Source organism: Blastomonas sp. 34TW (assembly GCF_059803595.1).
Window position 1 is genome coordinate 110,178 of record NZ_JAPFGW010000005.1, and the last position, 15,834, is coordinate 126,011.

At 65.3% G+C, this 15,834-nt stretch carries 17 protein-coding genes and 1 tRNA gene; 7 read left to right on the top strand and 11 right to left on the bottom strand.

Features of this window, described 5'->3' with window-relative positions; translation table 11 throughout:
• Positions 1–56: 56 nt before the first annotated feature.
• Together parC and OPU69_RS08375 are read left to right on the top strand one after the other, a co-directional pair.
• Complete coding sequence (gene parC, locus OPU69_RS08370) at positions 57–2,369, top strand: DNA topoisomerase IV subunit A (protein ID WP_498510338.1); 2,313 nt, start codon at positions 57–59, stop codon at positions 2,367–2,369.
• A gap of 74 nt (positions 2,370–2,443) precedes the next feature.
• Complete coding sequence (locus OPU69_RS08375) at positions 2,444–4,183, top strand: putative bifunctional diguanylate cyclase/phosphodiesterase (RefSeq protein WP_498510340.1); 1,740 nt, start codon at positions 2,444–2,446, stop codon at positions 4,181–4,183.
• Here the strand turns inward: OPU69_RS08375 and OPU69_RS08380 are convergent, their stop codons facing one another.
• Genes OPU69_RS08380 through OPU69_RS08395 form a run of 4 tightly spaced genes read right to left on the bottom strand, consistent with a single transcriptional unit; the run spans position 4,184 to position 7,127 of the window.
• Positions 4,184–5,383 carry a CCA tRNA nucleotidyltransferase gene (locus OPU69_RS08380; protein ID WP_498510342.1) on the bottom strand — a complete coding sequence of 400 codons (1,200 nt, stop codon included), beginning with the start codon at positions 5,381–5,383 and terminating at the stop codon, positions 4,184–4,186.
• The gene (locus tag OPU69_RS08385; RefSeq protein ID WP_498510344.1) at positions 5,380–5,970 is read right to left on the bottom strand and encodes a CoA pyrophosphatase; all 591 of its coding nucleotides are present in this window, start codon (positions 5,968–5,970) and stop codon (positions 5,380–5,382) included. The genes OPU69_RS08380 and OPU69_RS08385 overlap by 4 nt, the downstream gene beginning before the upstream one ends.
• The gene (locus tag OPU69_RS08390) at positions 5,967–6,548 is read right to left on the bottom strand and encodes a DUF1285 domain-containing protein (RefSeq protein ID WP_498510346.1); all 582 of its coding nucleotides are present in this window, start codon (positions 6,546–6,548) and stop codon (positions 5,967–5,969) included. The genes OPU69_RS08385 and OPU69_RS08390 overlap by 4 nt, the downstream gene beginning before the upstream one ends.
• Positions 6,549–6,608: 60 nt before the next feature.
• Entirely contained in the window at positions 6,609–7,127 is a 519-nt protein-coding gene (locus OPU69_RS08395) for a GNAT family N-acetyltransferase (protein WP_060977188.1), read from the bottom strand.
• A gap of 171 nt (positions 7,128–7,298) precedes the next feature.
• Between OPU69_RS08395 and OPU69_RS08400 the strand changes: the two genes are divergently transcribed.
• Complete coding sequence (locus tag OPU69_RS08400) at positions 7,299–8,087, top strand: DUF1499 domain-containing protein (RefSeq protein ID WP_498510348.1); 789 nt, start codon at positions 7,299–7,301, stop codon at positions 8,085–8,087.
• Positions 8,088–8,095: 8 nt separating this feature from the next.
• Here OPU69_RS08400 and OPU69_RS08405 read toward each other — a convergent pair whose 3' ends face one another.
• The gene (locus OPU69_RS08405) at positions 8,096–8,539 is read right to left on the bottom strand and encodes a PaaI family thioesterase (RefSeq protein ID WP_066279642.1); all 444 of its coding nucleotides are present in this window, start codon (positions 8,537–8,539) and stop codon (positions 8,096–8,098) included.
• Positions 8,540–8,679: 140 nt separating this feature from the next.
• Here OPU69_RS08405 and OPU69_RS08410 point away from each other — a divergent pair, with 140 nt between their 5' ends.
• Positions 8,680–9,258 (top strand): superoxide dismutase family protein, encoded by a 579-nt coding sequence (locus OPU69_RS08410; protein WP_498510350.1) that lies wholly within the window; start codon positions 8,680–8,682, stop codon positions 9,256–9,258.
• A gap of 16 nt (positions 9,259–9,274) precedes the next feature.
• Here OPU69_RS08410 and OPU69_RS08415 read toward each other — a convergent pair whose 3' ends face one another.
• The 4 genes from OPU69_RS08415 to OPU69_RS08430 all read right to left on the bottom strand — a co-directional run bounded on the left by OPU69_RS08415 (position 9,275) and on the right by OPU69_RS08430 (position 12,555).
• A complete protein-coding gene (locus OPU69_RS08415; RefSeq protein ID WP_498510352.1) occupies positions 9,275–10,048 on the bottom strand; it encodes a hypothetical protein in 774 nt (257 codons plus the stop codon).
• A gap of 94 nt (positions 10,049–10,142) precedes the next feature.
• Positions 10,143–10,218, bottom strand: a tRNA-Thr gene (locus OPU69_RS08420).
• A 32-nt stretch (positions 10,219–10,250) separates the two neighbouring features.
• Positions 10,251–11,144, bottom strand: a complete 894-nt coding sequence (locus OPU69_RS08425) for a hypothetical protein (RefSeq protein WP_498510354.1) — start codon at positions 11,142–11,144, stop codon at positions 10,251–10,253.
• 4 nt (positions 11,145–11,148) lie between these two features.
• Entirely contained in the window at positions 11,149–12,555 is a 1,407-nt protein-coding gene (locus tag OPU69_RS08430; protein ID WP_498510356.1) for a serine hydrolase domain-containing protein, read from the bottom strand.
• Positions 12,556–12,582: 27 nt separating this feature from the next.
• Here OPU69_RS08430 and OPU69_RS08435 point away from each other — a divergent pair, with 27 nt between their 5' ends.
• A complete protein-coding gene (locus tag OPU69_RS08435; RefSeq protein ID WP_060977184.1) occupies positions 12,583–12,870 on the top strand; it encodes a BrnT family toxin in 288 nt (95 codons plus the stop codon).
• Positions 12,848–13,150: a hypothetical protein gene (locus tag OPU69_RS08440; protein ID WP_068306011.1), complete on the top strand. Its 303-nt coding sequence runs from the start codon at positions 12,848–12,850 to the stop codon at positions 13,148–13,150. Before OPU69_RS08435 ends, OPU69_RS08440 begins: the two co-directional genes overlap by 23 nt.
• On the opposite strand, the gene OPU69_RS08445 is transcribed toward OPU69_RS08440, so the two are convergent.
• On the bottom strand, positions 13,147–14,466 hold the full coding sequence (locus OPU69_RS08445) for a replication-associated recombination protein A (protein ID WP_060977182.1): 1,320 nt from the start codon (positions 14,464–14,466) through the stop codon (positions 13,147–13,149). The two genes, OPU69_RS08440 and OPU69_RS08445, sit on opposite strands and share 4 nt — an antisense overlap.
• Positions 14,467–14,594: 128 nt before the next feature.
• On the opposite strand from OPU69_RS08445, the gene OPU69_RS08450 reads away from it, so the two are divergent.
• A complete protein-coding gene (locus OPU69_RS08450; protein ID WP_498510519.1) occupies positions 14,595–15,239 on the top strand; it encodes a PadR family transcriptional regulator in 645 nt (214 codons plus the stop codon).
• A gap of 82 nt (positions 15,240–15,321) precedes the next feature.
• Here the strand turns inward: OPU69_RS08450 and OPU69_RS08455 are convergent, their stop codons facing one another.
• The gene (locus OPU69_RS08455; RefSeq protein WP_498510359.1) at positions 15,322–15,825 is read right to left on the bottom strand and encodes a sterol desaturase family protein; all 504 of its coding nucleotides are present in this window, start codon (positions 15,823–15,825) and stop codon (positions 15,322–15,324) included.
• Between the last annotated feature and the right edge of the window lie 9 nt (positions 15,826–15,834).

A 15,834-nucleotide genomic window follows, 5' to 3' on the forward strand; every position in this document is an offset into this window, starting at 1 on the left:
CAGAAAACCGGGCTGGCCCTCTCGCCTTGGCGCGTCCGCGCTGCTAGGCGCACTCCATGGCAGACGAGGCGAGCGCTGGCAGCGGCGACGACATTCCCGAAATCGAGAACACCTCGTTCGACCGTGCGCTGTCGGATCGTTATCTCGTCTATGCGCTGTCCACGATCACCGCGCGTTCGCTGCCCGATCTGCGCGATGGCCTGAAGCCCGTCCACCGCCGCCTGCTCTGGGCGATGCGGCAGCTGAAGCTGGACCCGGCGAGCGGCTACAAGAAGAGCGCGCGCGTCGTCGGGGATGTCATCGGCAAATATCACCCGCATGGCGACGCCTCGGTCTATGATGCGATGGTCCGCCTCGCGCAGGATTTCGTGCTGCGTTACCCGCTGGTCGACGGGCAGGGCAATTTCGGCAATATCGATGGCGATAACGCTGCCGCCTATCGCTATACCGAAGCGCGTCTGACGCGCACTGCGATCGAGCTGATGGCCGGGCTGGACGAAGGCACGGTCGCGTTCAAGCCCACCTATAATGGCGAGGAGGAAGAGCCCGAAATCTTCCCCGGCCTCTTCCCCAATCTGCTCGCCAATGGCGCGAGCGGCATCGCCGTGGGTATGGCGACCTCTATCCCGTCGCACAATGTGCTCGAGATCATCGACGCGGCGATGCTGCTGATCAAGCGGCCCGAGGCTAGCCATGAGGACATCATGACGGTGTTCCTCGGACCCGATTTCGCCACGGGCGGCGTGCTGGTCGACAGTGCGGAGAGCATATCCCAGGCCTATCGCACCGGGCGCGGGGCGTTCAGGCTGCGCGCGCGCTATTCGACCGGCAAGGATGCGGACGGCAACTGGGAGCCGACCGGCATCGAGAAACTGCCCGGTGGCACCTGGCAGCTCATCATCAGCGAAATCCCCTATCAGGTGCAGAAGGGCAAGCTGATCGAGCAGATCGCGACGCTGATCGCCGAGAAGAAGCTGCCGATCCTCGCCGATGTCCGCGATGAATCGGACGAGACCATTCGCCTCGTCATCGAGCCCAAGAGCCGCAATGTCGATGTCGATGTGCTGAAGGACAGCCTCTACCGTCTGACCGACCTGGAAATCCGCTTCCCGCTCAACCTCAACGTGCTCGACGAGACGCGCACGCCGGGTGTGATGGGCATCAAGCCGCTGCTCGAATCCTGGCTGCGCCACCAGATCGTCATTCTGGTCAACCGCAGCCGCCACCGGCTGGAGAAGATCGCGGCGCGGCTCGAGCTGCTGCGTGGCTATATCATCGCGTACCTTAACCTCGACCGGGTGATTGAGATCATCCGCAGTGAGGACGAGCCCAAGCCGGTGATGATGGCCGAGTTCGAGCTCACCGACCGCCAGGCCGAAGCGATCCTCAACATGCGGTTGCGCAGTTTGCGCAAGCTCGAGGAAATGGAGCTGAGGCGCGAGCATGACGCGCTGATCGCCGAACAGGCCGAGCTGGAAGAGCTGCTCGCCGATCCGAAGCTGCAAAAGGCGCGGCTGACCAAGAACCTCAAAGCACTGCGCGCGCTGTATACCGGCAATACCGAGCTGGGCAGGCTGGGTGCGCGCCGCACCGCGATCGAGGAAGCGGCGCCCGCGCGCGAAATCCCGCTCGAGGCGATGATCGAGCGCGAGCCGGTGACCGTGATCATGTCGCGGCGCGGCTGGATCAAGGCGATGAAGGGCCATGCGGACCTCAGCGCGGCGGAACTGACCAAGTTCAAGGAAGGCGATGGCCCCGGTTTCGCCTTCCACGCGCAATCGACCGACAAGCTGCTGATCGCGCTCGACAATGGCCGCTTCTATACGCTGGGTGCGGAAAAGCTTCCCGGCGCGCGCGGTTTCGGCGAGCCGGTCCGCGGCATGCTCGACATGGAGAACGAGGCGCAGATCGTGGCGCTGATGCCCTATGATCCGCAGGGCAAGCTGCTGCTCGCCGCCTCGAACGGGCGGGGCTTCCTCGCCGAGATGTCCGAGCTGATCGCCGAGACGCGCAAGGGTCGCCAGGTGGTCAACCTCAAGGCCGGCGTGAAGCTGATGGTGATTCGCGCCGTTCCCCCGAGCGCGGATCATGTCGCGGTGGTGGGCGAGAACCGCAAGCTTGTCGTCTTCCCGATCGCCGAACTGCCCGTCATGGCGCGCGGCCAGGGCGTGCAGCTGCAGCGCTATCGCGACGGATCGCTGTCGGATGCCACGACCTTCCGGCTCGAAGAGGGGCTTAGCTGGACGATGGGCGGCGATAGCGGGCGCGTGCGCACCGAAAAGGATATGGGGCTGTGGCGCGTGGCGCGGGGCGCGGCGGGACGACTTCCGCCCAATGGATTTCCTCGCAACAACAAGTTCGATGGCTGATTTCGATTGCACGAACAGCTTTCGACCATTCTTTAAGTGAATTTTACATCTTTCCCGGTTAGCTGATGCTAACCATGGTAAGTCCAACCCCATCATCGAAAGCGCGCGGCAAGGGCGTTCTGGATCGTTCCGGCGTGTTCGGCGGTGCGCGCGCGCATCCGATGGTGGCTGCGTCGCTCGACCCGCTGCCGATTCCCGCTGCGGTCGTGATGCGCGCGGGCGAGGAACTCGAGTTCATGGCGGCCAATCCCGCGTTCGTGGAGCGCGAACTGGCGCCGGGCAATCCGAACGGGCTCGATCTGCGCCTGCTCACCGAGCTGGTGTCGGTTGCGCATCGCAATGACAGTGGCAAGGCGGTCAAGCCCTGGACCTCGCACGACCCGGTCAAGCCGCGCCGCTATGATGTCACCGTGGCGCGGATGGATCTGCGCGGCATGGAATGGCCGCATTTCCTCGTCAGCCTGATCGACCGTACCAGCGAGATCGAGACGCACGACAGCTTCCGCCGCGAAACGATGCGCGACAGCCTTACCGGCCTGCCCAATCGCGCCGGCTTTGAGGATGAAGTCGAGAGTCGGCTGGCCGAAGCGCCGACCGGGGGGCGCGGCAATCTGGGTGCGTTCGCGATCTTCACGCTCGATATCGCGCGGTTCAGCCAGATCAACGAATGCGCTGGCAGCATCGTCGGCGACGAGCTGATCATCACCGTCGCACGCCGCCTGATGGGGCGTATGCGCAAGACCGATATCGTGGCGCGGATCGGCGGCAATGAATTTGCGCTGTTCGTGCCGCTGCGCAGCACCAACGAGCGCGAGCTGATGCGGATCACCAACCGCATCCGCAGCGTGTTCGCCGACCCCTATCGATTGTCCGATCTTGAAATCCAGATCGATGGCGCGATCGGCATCGCGCTGAGCAAGCAGGGTCAGGCGGATTGCGCCAATTATATCCGTCAGGCGCAGATCGCGCTCAAGCGCGCCAAGCAGACCCGCCAGGCGGAAATCTACACCCCCGAGGAGCTCGACAAGGCGCGCCGCCGGTTCACGCTAGAAACCGAACTGCGCAAGGCGATCGAGCTCGACCGGCTGGAACTCTATTTCCAGCCGCTGATCGATCTCAGCAACGGCTTCGTTACCGGGTTCGAGGCGCTGGCACGGTGGAAGGACCCCGATTACGGAATGATTTCGCCTGCCGAGTTCATCCCCGTTGCCGAGGAATGCGGGCTGATCCTGCCGCTGGGGCGCTGGGCGCTCGACCGCGCCTGCCAGGTGCTGAACGAGTGGGACAAGAAGGCGGGCGAGGAGCTGCCGCTCAAGATCAGCGTCAACGTGTCTGCTGCGCAGTTCGCGCGTGACGATATTCCCAGCATGGTCTCCGGCATCCTGCGCGCCAACAAGACCCGGCCCGAACGGATCATGCTCGAACTGACCGAATCGGTCGTGGTCAGCGATCCTGCACGCGCCGCCAAGGTGATGAACGCGCTGCGCTCGCTCGACGTTTCGCTGGCGATGGACGATTTCGGCACCGGCTATTCGAATCTCGCCTATCTGCAGCAGCTGCCGATCGATGTGCTCAAGATCGACCGCAGCTTCGTCACGCACATGCTGCAGGAGCGCGACAAGGTGGCAATCGTTCGCGCGATCCTGTCGCTCGCCTCGGCGCTCAACATGGAAACGACGGCCGAAGGTATCGAGACGCTGGAGATCGCGCATACGCTCGCCGCGCTCGGCTGCTCGTACGGCCAGGGCTATTTCTATTCGCCGCCGGTGCCCGCGAGCCGTGCCTATGATTTCATGATCGAGCGGATGACCTGATCAGCCCGCCTGGGCCACGACCTCTGCGGCAATCTGGGCAAGCCGCGTATCTTGGGGAAAATCCTCGGAAATCCAGCGGCGCCTGATCTCGCCCAGAGCCTTGGCGACCTGTGGTCCTGCCTGGATGCCGAGCGCGATGATGTCGCGGCCGCCCAGCGGAAAATCGGGCACATGCCAGCCTTGCAGGCTCTGCCACCCTTTCGCCAGCATCGCATCGGGCGCGCGCAGCAGCAGCCAGGGGGCCACCAGTTCCTCGGGCTGAACCTCGGCTGCGATCTGCCGTGCGGAGCCGCTCTGCGGCCAGGGGGTGGCGAAGCGCTGCATCGCGAGCCGCTGCACCTTGGACAGGCGCAGCCGTGCGGCCACCGTATCGGCGAGCAGCGGGTCAGGCGGCAGCAGCGCGGCGAGCCGCAGCAGCGCGTTGCGCTCGGCGCCCAACGCGTGTTCGCGCGCCAGCAAGTCGGCCAGCCGGTCGAGACCATCCTTTGCCATTTCGGGCAGCACGACCTTCCATATCCCGCCATCGGCCATCAGCCGTGCCGATGCCAGCGGGTCCGCCGCGCCCAGCAGCAACAGCAGTTCGCGCGCGATCCGTTCGCGCGACAGCGCCTTCAGCCGGTCGGCATGCAGCGCGCAGGCCGCCACGGCCTCGCCGTCAACCGCACCACCGAACCGGGCGTGGAAGCGGAAATAGCGCAGGATCCGCAGATGATCCTCGAGGATACGCTCGCCTGCATCACCGATAAAGCGCACCAGCCCGGCGTTCAGGTCCTCGAGTCCGGTAAAATGATCGGTCACCTCGAGCGTGGCCGGATCGGCGAAGAGCGCGTTGATGGTGAAATCGCGTCGCGCGGCGTCTTCGCGCCAGTCATCGGTAAACGCGACCTCGGCATGGCGGCCGTCGGTGGTGACATCACGGCGCAGCGTGGTGATCTCGACCGGGCCGCGCGGCAGCACGGCGGTTACCGTGCCATGCGCAAGGCCCGTCGGCACCGCGCGGATGCCCGCTGCCTCAAGCCTTGCCATCACGTCTTCGGGCAGCAGCCGGGTGGCAATGTCGATATCGGTCGCCTCGATGCCCAGCAGTGCATCGCGCACCGCGCCGCCGACATAGCGGCACTGGTCGCCCTTGGGGTCGAGCGCGGCGAGCATCGCACGCACATCCTCGCGCCGGGTCCATTCAGCATCGATCCGCGTCACGCCAGCACGCCTTCCAGCCGCCGCGACAGATTGGCGATGATCCCCGCCGTTACCCCCCAGATGCGCCTCTGCCCCCACATGATCTCGACATATTGGCGCTGCGCGCCTTTCCAGAAGGTTGAATGCCGCGCGTGATTGGCAGGATCGAGCACGAAATCGAGCGGCACCTCGAACCAGTCGGCGACCTCGCCGGGATTGGGCGCATAGCTGAGATCGGGCGGGATGACGCCGAGCACCGGGGTGATCGCAAAGCCGCTGCCGCTGCGATAGACATCGCCGGTACCGATCACGCGGACATGATGCGGGGCAAGGCCCAGTTCCTCGTCCGCCTCGCGCAGCGCGGCAGCGATGGCGTCCTCATCCTCCGGGTCGATCTTGCCGCCGGGAAAGGCGACCTGGCCGGGATGGCTGCGCAGATAATCGGGCCGCTGGGTCAGGATGACGCCGGGCTTCGGCCGGTCGGTGATCGCGATCAGCACCGCGGCTGGAATGTGCACGCCGCGATCGGGCCGGATATGCGCCTCGTCGATCGATTCCATGCCCTGGCTGGCGGCAAGCGCCGCGGCCAGACGGTCATAAAGGCTCATGCGTCCTCGATCCTGTCGAGCCGGAAGCATGTGCCGTCGCTCCAGATCGGCAGGCCAGCGTCGGGATCGTCGGTTTCTTCGAGCGCGAGTTCGACCAGGTCGTAATAGACCGCGCGCTCGATCCGCGCCTCAAGCCCGCGCCACAGGCCGAGATAGGGGCGCGGTTCATCGGCATCGCCACGCATGATGATCGGCCGCTCGGGTCCTGCTACTACCAGCTCGTCGGTATTCAGGCGGAAGGCAAGGCGGCGCTTGTCGCCGGAGCCTTCGGACTTGAGCTCGACCGCGAGCAGCGGCGCGTCCTCGACCTCGATCCATTGCTGCTCGAAAGGGGTGACCAGCGCGTAACGCCCATCCGGCTCGCGGCGGAGCACGCTGGCGAACAGCCGCACCATCGCCGGGCGCGAGATCAGCCCGCCCTGATGATACCATCGGCCATCGGCGGCGATGCGCATATGGCTGTCGCTCTGGTGCGCGGGCGACCATTGCTCGACCGGCGGCAGTTTGCGCGCGGCGACCAGGCCTGCGATGTCGGCGAGCGAAAGGTCCTGAAGCTCTGGGGGCGGATCATAGGGCATGCAGGTGCCAGATAAGCATGGCCGGTGCGCGATGCAAAGGGCGTTGCCGCCCTATGCGTGTCAGCTCAGCCGCCAGGGGCCAAGCATGCCGCGCTCGGGCATCAGCGAATCGGGGCGTGCCAATGCCAGCAGCCGGTGCTGCTCATACGGCCCGGGCAACGTCCAGCCTCCGGTGCGCTCGGCGGTAAAGCCGAAGCGGGTGCCATAATATTCGGGATCGCCCAGCAGCACGAGCGGCAGCTTCTCGCCGACGCCCATTGCGCCGAACACCGCGGCCATGAGCGCGCGGCCGATGCCCTGGTCCTGATGATCGGGTGCGACGCTGACCGGGCCGACCAGGATCATCGGATAGGCGAGGCCATCGGGATCGGTCAGCGCGACCGGCCAGCACTGGATGCTACCGACCAGATAGCCGTCGCCATCGACTGCGGCAAAGCTGAGCGCGGGCAGGTGGGTAAGGCCCTCGCGCACCTTGTAGATGGTGCGGTTCTTTCGCTCCGGGCCGAACACCAGATCGAGCAGTTCTTCAACCCAGGCGCTATCCACCTGATCCAGCGGGATAATGTTGAATTCGGTCATCGGTCCAGACGATAGAAGGAAAGGGCGTCGATCCGCGCCCTTAGGGACGGCAAGCCCTTGAGTCGAGCGCAATTCTTGGGCCCGCCCGGCTTCCCCATAAGGTTTGCCAAAGCGCCATCGCTTTCCTATGTGTGACTTGCTGGCAACACGTACGCGTAACAGGGGGAGTTCATGAACGAGACCGCAAAACCGCATGGTTCGATCTGGCTGGCACGGTTGTGCCTGTTGCTGGGGGCAGGATCGATCGTGATGGCGCTGATCGGCGCAATCGGTGCGGGCCAGGACTGGTGGGGCAAGCTGAACGGCGTCAGCACCGTGGCAGCGGCCATTGTCGTGGCGCTGGTGGGTCTGGTATTCTCGCTCATCGTGCTGCTGCTCTATCGCAAGAAGGGCAAGCGCATCCGCGATCTGACGGTCATGGGGCTGGTCTGCTCGCTCGCCTATCTCGGCTTCATGGGATATTGGATCAATGTGGCGCGCAGCGTGCCGCAGATTCACGACATCACCACCAATCTGGCCAATCCCCCGCAATTTCAGGTGCTCAAGCTGCGTCCCGACGATTTTGCCGACATTCCCGGTCGCGGCGAACCCAAATATGCCGGCATGGACGCCAAGGAGCGCTGGAAGGTGCTGCACCGTGGTGCCTATGGCGACCTGAAGACCGTGGTCGTCAAGCTGCCGGTTGATCGTGCCGTGACCCTGGCCACCGAGGTCGCGCGCGAGCGCGGCTGGGAAATTGCCGCATCCAAGCCCGAGGAAGGGCGGCTTGAGGCAACCGACACGGTTTCGCTGTTCAAGTTCAAGGACGATGTCGTGGTGCGGGTGCAGCCTGGCCCCGGCGGTCTTACCAGCGAAGTCGACGTCCGCAGCGTCTCGCGCGTCGGCAAGAGCGATCTCGGCGTCAACGCCAAGCGGATCCGCAGCTTCCTGAGCGACTTGCAGGCCGCTGCGCCGAAATAATCGCAGGTTTAGTCGGTCGCCAGCGCCGCGCTCGAAGCCTGCTCGATCCGGCCACGGTCGGCGAGCATCAGCGTGGAGCTTGCCTTGGCCAGCACCTTTCCGCCGGCGTCGAGCAGCTGCCCTTCGAAAAAGCACGTGCTGCGTCCGCGCTTTTCGACCCAGGCGGTCGCGGTGAGCAGGCCGGGGCGCGCCGGCGCGAAAAAGCTGACCTTCAGCTCGAGTGACATCGGCACAACGTCCGGGCCGGTCATCGCCATCGCGGCATAGGCCATGGCGGCATCGATCCAGCCGGTGACGAACCCGCCCTGAACCACGCCGCCCGAATGGCACATGTGCATGCCCGCCTGATATTCGATCGTCGCACGGCCCGCCGGATCAAGTTCGACGACGCGGACAAAGCCCAGCGCCTGGTTGAGATCGGTCGGGGGATTGACGGCAACGGCGTGGGACATGCGGCATTCTCTCCTGCAACGGTTATGGCGTCTCGTGCGGTCAACCAACCGGCAAGGCGCTGCATTGTCAAACAGACTTTCCGGGCTCGTGCGGGAACCGGAGAAAGGCGCGCGGGGTAATTGGGCAAAGACAGGAGCCCATGATGATCTCTGCCCGAACAGTTCTGACCGCAACCAGCCTGACCCTTGGCCTCGCGCTCGCCGCCTGCAGCAACGATGCCGAAGCGCCGGCCGCACAGGACGAACCCGAGCGCGCCTATATGGCCGCCGACTCCGCTCCCGCCACCGCGCAGGCGCTGCTCAGGACGGCCGACGGCAAGGATGCAGGCTCGGTGACGGCCACGCAGGAAGAGGGCGGTATCCGCCTCGCCATCAAGGCCACGGGCATGTCGGCGGGCGAGCACGGCATCCATGTTCACATGACCGGCAAGTGCGAGGGGCCGAAGTTCGAGAGCGCAGGCGGGCACTGGAATCCCATGGGTGCCAAACATGGTCTCAACAATCCGCAGGGCCAGCATTCGGGCGACATGCCCAATCTCGTCGTGGCGAGCGACGGCAGTGGACGGATGGATTATCTCCTCGACGAAGCGCAGCTCGATCAGATGCTCGATGCCGATGGGGCGGCTCTGGTGATCCACGCCAAGGCGGACGACCAGAAGACCGATCCTTCGGGCGATAGCGGGGATCGCCTCGCCTGCGGTGTCTTCACGCGCGGCTGATCAGCGGCGAGCAATTTCAGCGACTGGTGGTGCGCACGCCGTAGTCGATGCGGATGCGCACCCATTCGCCCACCTTGGATACCCCGCCGACGCGGGGCGGGCGCACGCGGAACTGCCAGGCGGCGGCAATGACTGCGCGGCCAATTCCCGACCCCTGCGGCGATTCGCCGATCTCGTAACAATCCTCGACCCGGAAATCCGGCACCGTGCGACACGCGATCAGCGCCGAACCGGGGCCGCGTGCGGTCGACAGATAGCCCTTGAGCTCATCGTCATACGGCTCGCGATACCAGGCGGCGGCAAACAGCGGCTCGCCATTCGGACCGGAGCCGACCCGCTCGCTGTCGCCGGGCACGCCCTTGTCCATCGGACCATAGACGCGGCCCGGCTTGACCACTGCCTTGGCCTTGGGTTGAGCAGGCGGCGCGGCTGGCGCAGCCTGGGGCGAAGGGATCGCGACGATCGGCGGTGGGATCGGCGAGGGTTGGGGAGAGACGACCGGACTCGGCGTCTCGACCGGGCTTTCTTCCTGCTCGGTCGGTTCGGGCGAGCGCGAGGCGTTTTCCGCAGGCTTGGGGCTGTCCTGCTCGGTCTTTTCCGCCGTGGGTTCGGGTGTCACGCCGAACACCGTCATCAGCGATTCTTCGCGCTTTTCGCCCGGTGGCGCGATCGACAGCGACAGCAGGGCTAGCACGAACAGCAGTTCGGCGATCAGCGCCAGGATGATGCCGCCCGCACGCTCGCCAAATCGCGAGCGCAACGCTTCGCGCAGGCGCGCAAGGCGGGTCATCACAGTGGGGGAGGGTTCGGGAGAGGTGGAGTCCATCAGCGACAGGCGTGCTTTCGTGCGATTGCGGCTCCCCAGCCCCTGAGCGCATTGCAGATGGTGCCGCTTGTCGGATTCGAACCAACGACCTACCGCTTACAAGGCGGTTGCTCTACCAGCTGAGCTAAAGCGGCGTACCCATCGCGATTGCGCCGCGTGCCATGCGCTATTTGACGCCAAAGGTCCAGCCTTCAGTGCGGCGGATCGCGTCATCGAGCATGGGCGGATGCCACAGGGCGTGCCACAGCTTCGCATCGCGCGCGGCATCGCGCAGCCAGGCAGCGGTGATCAGCGCATCGGTGCTGTGGTCGTCATGCGCCAGCAGCGGGGCAGGGGGCGGCGCGCCGAGCGCAGCGAGCGCCTGGTGCAGCGCTTCGGCATCGCGCACCTTGCTCCGCCCGCCAGCAATCCCGGCGGCGCGCGCTGCGATGCTTGTATAGATCTCGACGATGACTGGGCCGCTCTCGGGCACCGGATCGAACGGCCAGATGGGGATGCGCCCCGCGAGCCGATGCAGCACGCGCATGCCGGTGAGGCTCGATTTGCCGACCTGCGCTGCCCCGACCAGGTTGAAGCAGCTCGCGCTGTTCGCCTGTTTGGTGCGGCGCTGATGATGCTCGACCGCGCGCAGCCGCCCGGTGCCCAGCGTCCCGAACCGGTCGCCGGTATCGCCCTTGCCATGGCGGAAATAACGCCGCGCCTCGTCGTGGCGCACGAAGCTGCTCGCGGCGAGATGCTCGTCCTCGGCGCACAGCCGGTCGACCAGTGCCCACAGGCCGCGCGCGTCGGCGGGGCTATGCTCCCAGTCGGGGAAATAGGCTCCCGCATCGACGAACGGGAAGGTGGGCGACAGGTCCATGCCGATCAGCATGTCGGTCCCGGCCTCGGCATGGGCGAGCAGCCAGTCGAGCGCTGCGCCGCGCGACCAGCCGCCTTGCGGGCGCAGCAGCACCGGCCGCGCCGCTTCGTCGGCAGCGATCGTCGCCAGCGCCAGCCCCTGGGGCCGCGCCACCGCCTGGCCCGACCAGTCGAAACAGGCATAATGCTCGAAGCGGCGCATGCGATTAGCGGATCTGCTTGAGCACCGCGGCAGTGAATTTGGCGATGTCGAACGCGTCGCCCGCCTTGTCATAGCCGCGGCGCACGATCACCAGATCGCGGCTGGGAATGACGACCAGATACTGACCGCGATTGCCGAAGGCCGCGAACGCATCGACGGGTACGCCCTCGCTCCTGTTCATCAGCCAGAAGCTTGCGCCATAGCCGAATGGGCCATCGGGCTGCGGGCCGCTAGGCTTGGTCACATAATCGCGCCAGCCTGCGGGCAGGATGCGCTGGCCGTCCCATAGCCCGTCGTTCAGGTACAAAAGCCCCATGCGCGCCATGTCGCGTGCGGTGGTCCAGACCTGGCTCGACAGGATGTAATTGCCCTGCCAGTCAGTCTCGGCCCAGGTGCGCGTCATGCCGATCGCGTCGAACATCTGGTGCGGGTGGAGATCGGGAGCGGCATCGCGCGCAGCGAGCGTCGCCAGCAATATGTCGTTATTGGCGTAGCGGAAGGTCGAACCCGGCTGGTGCAGCATCGGCCATTGCGTCGTCCACTGCCGCACCTCGCCCGCGCTCATGTACACCGCATCGGTGCGGTTGCCGGGGCTGTCGCTCTCGAGCCCGCTGCCCATGCGCAGCAGGTTATCGACGGTGATCGCGCGGCGCGGATCGCCCGGTACATTCCATTCGCGGACCGGTTGATCGGGAATGGTGAAGCCCTTCTGCCGGACGAAACCGACATAGGTGCCCGCCATCGACTTGGCGACCGACCAGGTGCGCTGCGCGGTGTGCATGTCGTGCCCCTGCTTGTAGCGTTCCTGCACGATGCGCCCTTTGTGGACGATCACCACGCCGCTGGTCTTGCCGCCGAACGCTTTCGCATCGAACGCGCTTTCGACCAGCGTGTCGAACGGGGTGATCATCATCACGCGCGGATCGCTGGCATTGGCATCGCCCATTGGCCAGGGGCGGTCGTCGAGGCTGCCCGCAGCCGCGCGCTCCAGATCCTCGCCGGGCAGGCGGCGGCCGTCATTGGTCCAGCCGATCGGCATCGAGGTGCAGCCGGTGACCGGATTGTGCCGGGCGATGCGCGGCGGCATGTCCTCGGCGAAAGCGACGCTCACCTGATGCGTCACCTCGTCGATCTCGGCCTTCAACCCCGGAACGATCGGCTCGATATGCGGATAGATGCCCGAAAGCTCGTCCGCCTCGATATCGGCGACCGTCTTGTTGCCGTTCCATAGCCCGGAACACAGGAACTGCGCCTTGTAGCCTGCCGCTTCGGCCAGGGTAGCGCGAGTCGGGCCTGCGGGTGGCGGCGTTGTCGGCTGGGCGCTGAGCGGCGTGCTAATCAGCGCTATGGCCAGAGCGAATCGCGCCTTAGCATGCGTGCGGCGGGCAGGGCGGAACGGCTTTGGCATCATCAAGAACTCCAGCGTGGGCAGGGCGTTATGGAATTTGAATGGGACGAAGCCAAGCGCTTGAGCAACTTCGAAAAGCATGGGATCGATTTTGTCGATGTCGGTGATATCTGGAAGCGTCCGCGACTGGATTACTACGTGATCGATTTCCAACATGGCGAACGCCGCGTCACGGCCATCGGCACGATAAACGATGACGATCGCATCGTCGCTGTGGTATATACGATGCGCGACCGCGTGACCCGCATCATCTCGTTAAGGCGAGCAAGGCGATATGAGCGAAAAGATTACCAGAATGCGTTTGGACGAGGCACCTAGAGAGTCGCTGACCGACTGGGCGCGGCTCGACGCGATGACCGAAGACGATATCGAGCGCGCGATCGAGGACGATCCCGAATGGGCTGCGTTCAACGATGTTTCGGACCTTCAAAAGCGAGCGGGCTTTTCGCTCTTTCGTGGCCCCGACGACCAGTGGCGCTGGCTGTTGAGTGACCAATCGGGCCTGGTGATCGGGCAGAGCACCGTCGCCTATCGCTACAAGGGCGATGCCATCGCAGCGGTGCGGGACCTTTTCGAGAATATTTCCAAGGCCGCCTAACCCCGGTTCTTCCGCAAATCCTCCCAAACCCGCATGCGTTCGGCGATGCGCGCTTCATAGCCGCGTTCCACCGGCTGGTAGAAACGCTGCGGCTCCATCTCTTCCGGCCAATAGTTCGCGCCTGAAAAGCCGTCCGCCGCGTCATGGTCATAGGCATAGCCCTTGCCATAGCCGATATCTTTCATCAGCTTGGTCGGCGCGTTCAGGATGTTCTGCGGCGGCATCAGCGACCCAGTGGCCCTGGCGCTCTTCCACGCGGCCTTTTGCGCGGCATAGGCTGCATTCGATTTGGGCGCGGTGGCGCAATAGAGGCACGCCTGGACGATCGCCAGCTCGCCCTCGGGCGAGCCGAGAAACGCATAGGCGTCCTTGGCGGCGAGGCACTGCACCAGCGCCTGCGGGTCGGCCATGCCGATATCCTCGCTGGCAAACCGCGTGATGCGGCGCAGCACGTACAGCGGTTCCTCGCCCGCGACCAGCATGCGCGCAAGGTAATAGAGCGCCGCCTGCGGATCGGACCCGCGCATCGCCTTGTGCAGCGCGGAGATGAGATTGTAATGCCCCTCGCGGTCCTTGTCATAGACCGGCATCCGGCGGTGCAGCAGCGCCGCCAGCCCCGCTGGATCGAGCGGCGCTTCGACCTGGATCGACAGCAGCGTTTCGACCTGGTTGAGCAGGAAGCGGCCATCGCCATCGGCCGAGGCGATCAGCGCGGCGCGGGCATCTTCGGTCAGCGGCAGCGCCTTGCCCGTCAACCGCTCGGCGCGCGCGATCAGTTCACCCAGGGCCGCCTCGTCGAGCCGCCGGAGAATGAGCACCTGGCTGCGGCTGAGCAAGGCGGCGTTGAGCTCGAACGAGGGATTCTCGGTCGTCGCGCCCACCAGCACCACCGTTCCGCGCTCGACAAAGGGCAGGAAGCCGTCCTGCTGCGCGCGGTTGAAGCGGTGGATCTCGTCCACGAACAAGAGCGTGCGCTGCCCTGCGCCCGCCATCTTTTCGGCCTCGGCAAAGGCCTTCTTGAGGTCTGCCACGCCCGAAAAGACGGCCGAGATCGCGACGAAGCGCATGCCTGTCGCCTCGCCCAGCAGCCGCGCCATGCTCGTCTTGCCGGTACCGGGCGGGCCCCAGAGGATCATCGAGGACAGTTTTCCTGCCGCAACCATCCGCCCGATCGCGCCTTCCGGTCCGGTAAGATGATCCTGCCCGATGATCTCGTCCAGCGATCGCGGACGCAGCCGGTCCGCCAGCGGTGCATCGGGGCCGGGCGCGCTTTCGGTGTGGCCGTCGGCAGGCAGGGTATCGAACAGATCGCTCATCGGGCGCACGCTAGCCGCTCGCGCGAAATCGCGAAAGTGCGGGTCGTCGCATTTCGCCTCTTGACGAAGATGTTATAAGATATATCTTAGAGCCATCGAGATACACAGGAGTAAGAATCGATATGACTATGCGTTTCAGAATGGGCGGAGGCCCGCGCGGCGGCTGGGAAGGCCGCATGAAGCCCTTCATCGCTATGAGCTTTGGCCCCGGTGGTCGCGGCTGGGGCGGCGACTGGGACTTCGGCAATTTCAGCTTTGACAGCGGCGGCCGGGGCGGTCGCGGCGGCGGCGGTCGTGGACCGCGCGGACGTCGCCGGATGTTCGACGGCGGAGAATTGCGGCTGGTGCTGCTGGCGCTGATCGAGAAGGAACCGCGCCACGGCTATGACCTGATCAAGGCGATCGAGGAAATGACCGGTGGCCAATATGCGCCCAGCCCGGGCGTGGTTTATCCGACGCTCAGCCTGCTGGAGGACAGCGGCCTGATCGCCTCGGCCGAGACCGAAGGATCGCGCAAGGCGTTCCGTATCACCGACGCCGGTGTCGCGGAGCTGAACGACAAACGTGAAGAGGCCGATGCGCTGATCGCGCGGCTCACGGAAGCGGGCGAGGAGCGCGAGCAGCGCGCTGGTGGTCCGCAGATCGGCCGCGCGGTCGGCAATCTGATGGCAGCGATGGCGCACCGTCTCGCCAGCGGCGAGGTGGATGCCGAGTTCAAGCACCAGGTGGCCGAAATCCTCGACGAAGCCGCGCGCAAGATCGAGCGGCTCTAATCGGCACGTCCCCTTTACGGGGGGCGGATGAACAGAAAGCGGGTCTGGCGGCAGATAAGCCGTCAGGCCCGTTTTGCCATGTTCAGTTGGCGCCGACCGAATCCCGCACGACGGCAATGCCCGCCTCGCGCTGACGCTTGAGTTCCTGTTTCAGCTTGGCCGGGTCCTCGACAACGATGAAGCCGAAGCTGACCCCGCCTTCCTTGCCGATGGTCGCATGGTGCAGCTTGTGCGCCTGGACCAGCCGCTTGGCATAGCCGCTCTTGGGCACCCAGCGGAAATAGCGCTGATGCACCAGCCCGTCATGGATCAGCGTATAGATCGCGCCATAGATCATCACGCCCACGCCCATCCAGGTCGCGGGCTCCCACAACCAGGCGCCGATGATGAACAGGCTGATCGAGATCGCCGAGCCGACGATCGCGTAAAGGTCGTTCTTCTCGAACGTGTTGTTATGTGGCTCGTGATGGTCGCGGTGCCAGCCCCAGCCCCAGCCGTGCATCACGTACTTGTGGCTCCACCACGCCACGAATTCCATGAACGCGACAGAGGCTATCACGATGCCGAAGTTGATCAGGACCTGCATGGCCCAAGA

Coding starts and splice junctions, on each gene's coding strand:
- parC (WP_498510338.1), top strand. CDS start 57: ATGGCAGACGAGGCGAGCGCTGGCAGCGGCGACGACATTCCCGAAATC.
- OPU69_RS08375 (WP_498510340.1), top strand. CDS start 2,444: ATGGTAAGTCCAACCCCATCATCGAAAGCGCGCGGCAAGGGCGTTCTG.
- OPU69_RS08385 (WP_498510344.1), bottom strand. CDS start 5,970: ATGAGCCTTTATGACCGTCTGGCCGCGGCGCTTGCCGCCAGCCAGGGC.
- OPU69_RS08390 (WP_498510346.1), bottom strand. CDS start 6,548: ATGCCCTATGATCCGCCCCCAGAGCTTCAGGACCTTTCGCTCGCCGAC.
- OPU69_RS08395 (WP_060977188.1), bottom strand. CDS start 7,127: ATGACCGAATTCAACATTATCCCGCTGGATCAGGTGGATAGCGCCTGG.
- OPU69_RS08400 (WP_498510348.1), top strand. CDS start 7,299: ATGAACGAGACCGCAAAACCGCATGGTTCGATCTGGCTGGCACGGTTG.
- OPU69_RS08405 (WP_066279642.1), bottom strand. CDS start 8,539: ATGTCCCACGCCGTTGCCGTCAATCCCCCGACCGATCTCAACCAGGCG.
- OPU69_RS08410 (WP_498510350.1), top strand. CDS start 8,680: ATGATGATCTCTGCCCGAACAGTTCTGACCGCAACCAGCCTGACCCTT.
- OPU69_RS08415 (WP_498510352.1), bottom strand. CDS start 10,048: ATGACCCGCCTTGCGCGCCTGCGCGAAGCGTTGCGCTCGCGATTTGGC.
- OPU69_RS08425 (WP_498510354.1), bottom strand. CDS start 11,144: ATGCGCCGCTTCGAGCATTATGCCTGTTTCGACTGGTCGGGCCAGGCG.
- OPU69_RS08430 (WP_498510356.1), bottom strand. CDS start 12,555: ATGATGCCAAAGCCGTTCCGCCCTGCCCGCCGCACGCATGCTAAGGCG.
- OPU69_RS08435 (WP_060977184.1), top strand. CDS start 12,583: ATGGAATTTGAATGGGACGAAGCCAAGCGCTTGAGCAACTTCGAAAAG.
- OPU69_RS08440 (WP_068306011.1), top strand. CDS start 12,848: ATGCGTTTGGACGAGGCACCTAGAGAGTCGCTGACCGACTGGGCGCGG.
- OPU69_RS08445 (WP_060977182.1), bottom strand. CDS start 14,466: ATGAGCGATCTGTTCGATACCCTGCCTGCCGACGGCCACACCGAAAGC.
- OPU69_RS08450 (WP_498510519.1), top strand. CDS start 14,595: ATGCGTTTCAGAATGGGCGGAGGCCCGCGCGGCGGCTGGGAAGGCCGC.
- OPU69_RS08455 (WP_498510359.1), bottom strand. CDS start 15,825: ATGCAGGTCCTGATCAACTTCGGCATCGTGATAGCCTCTGTCGCGTTC.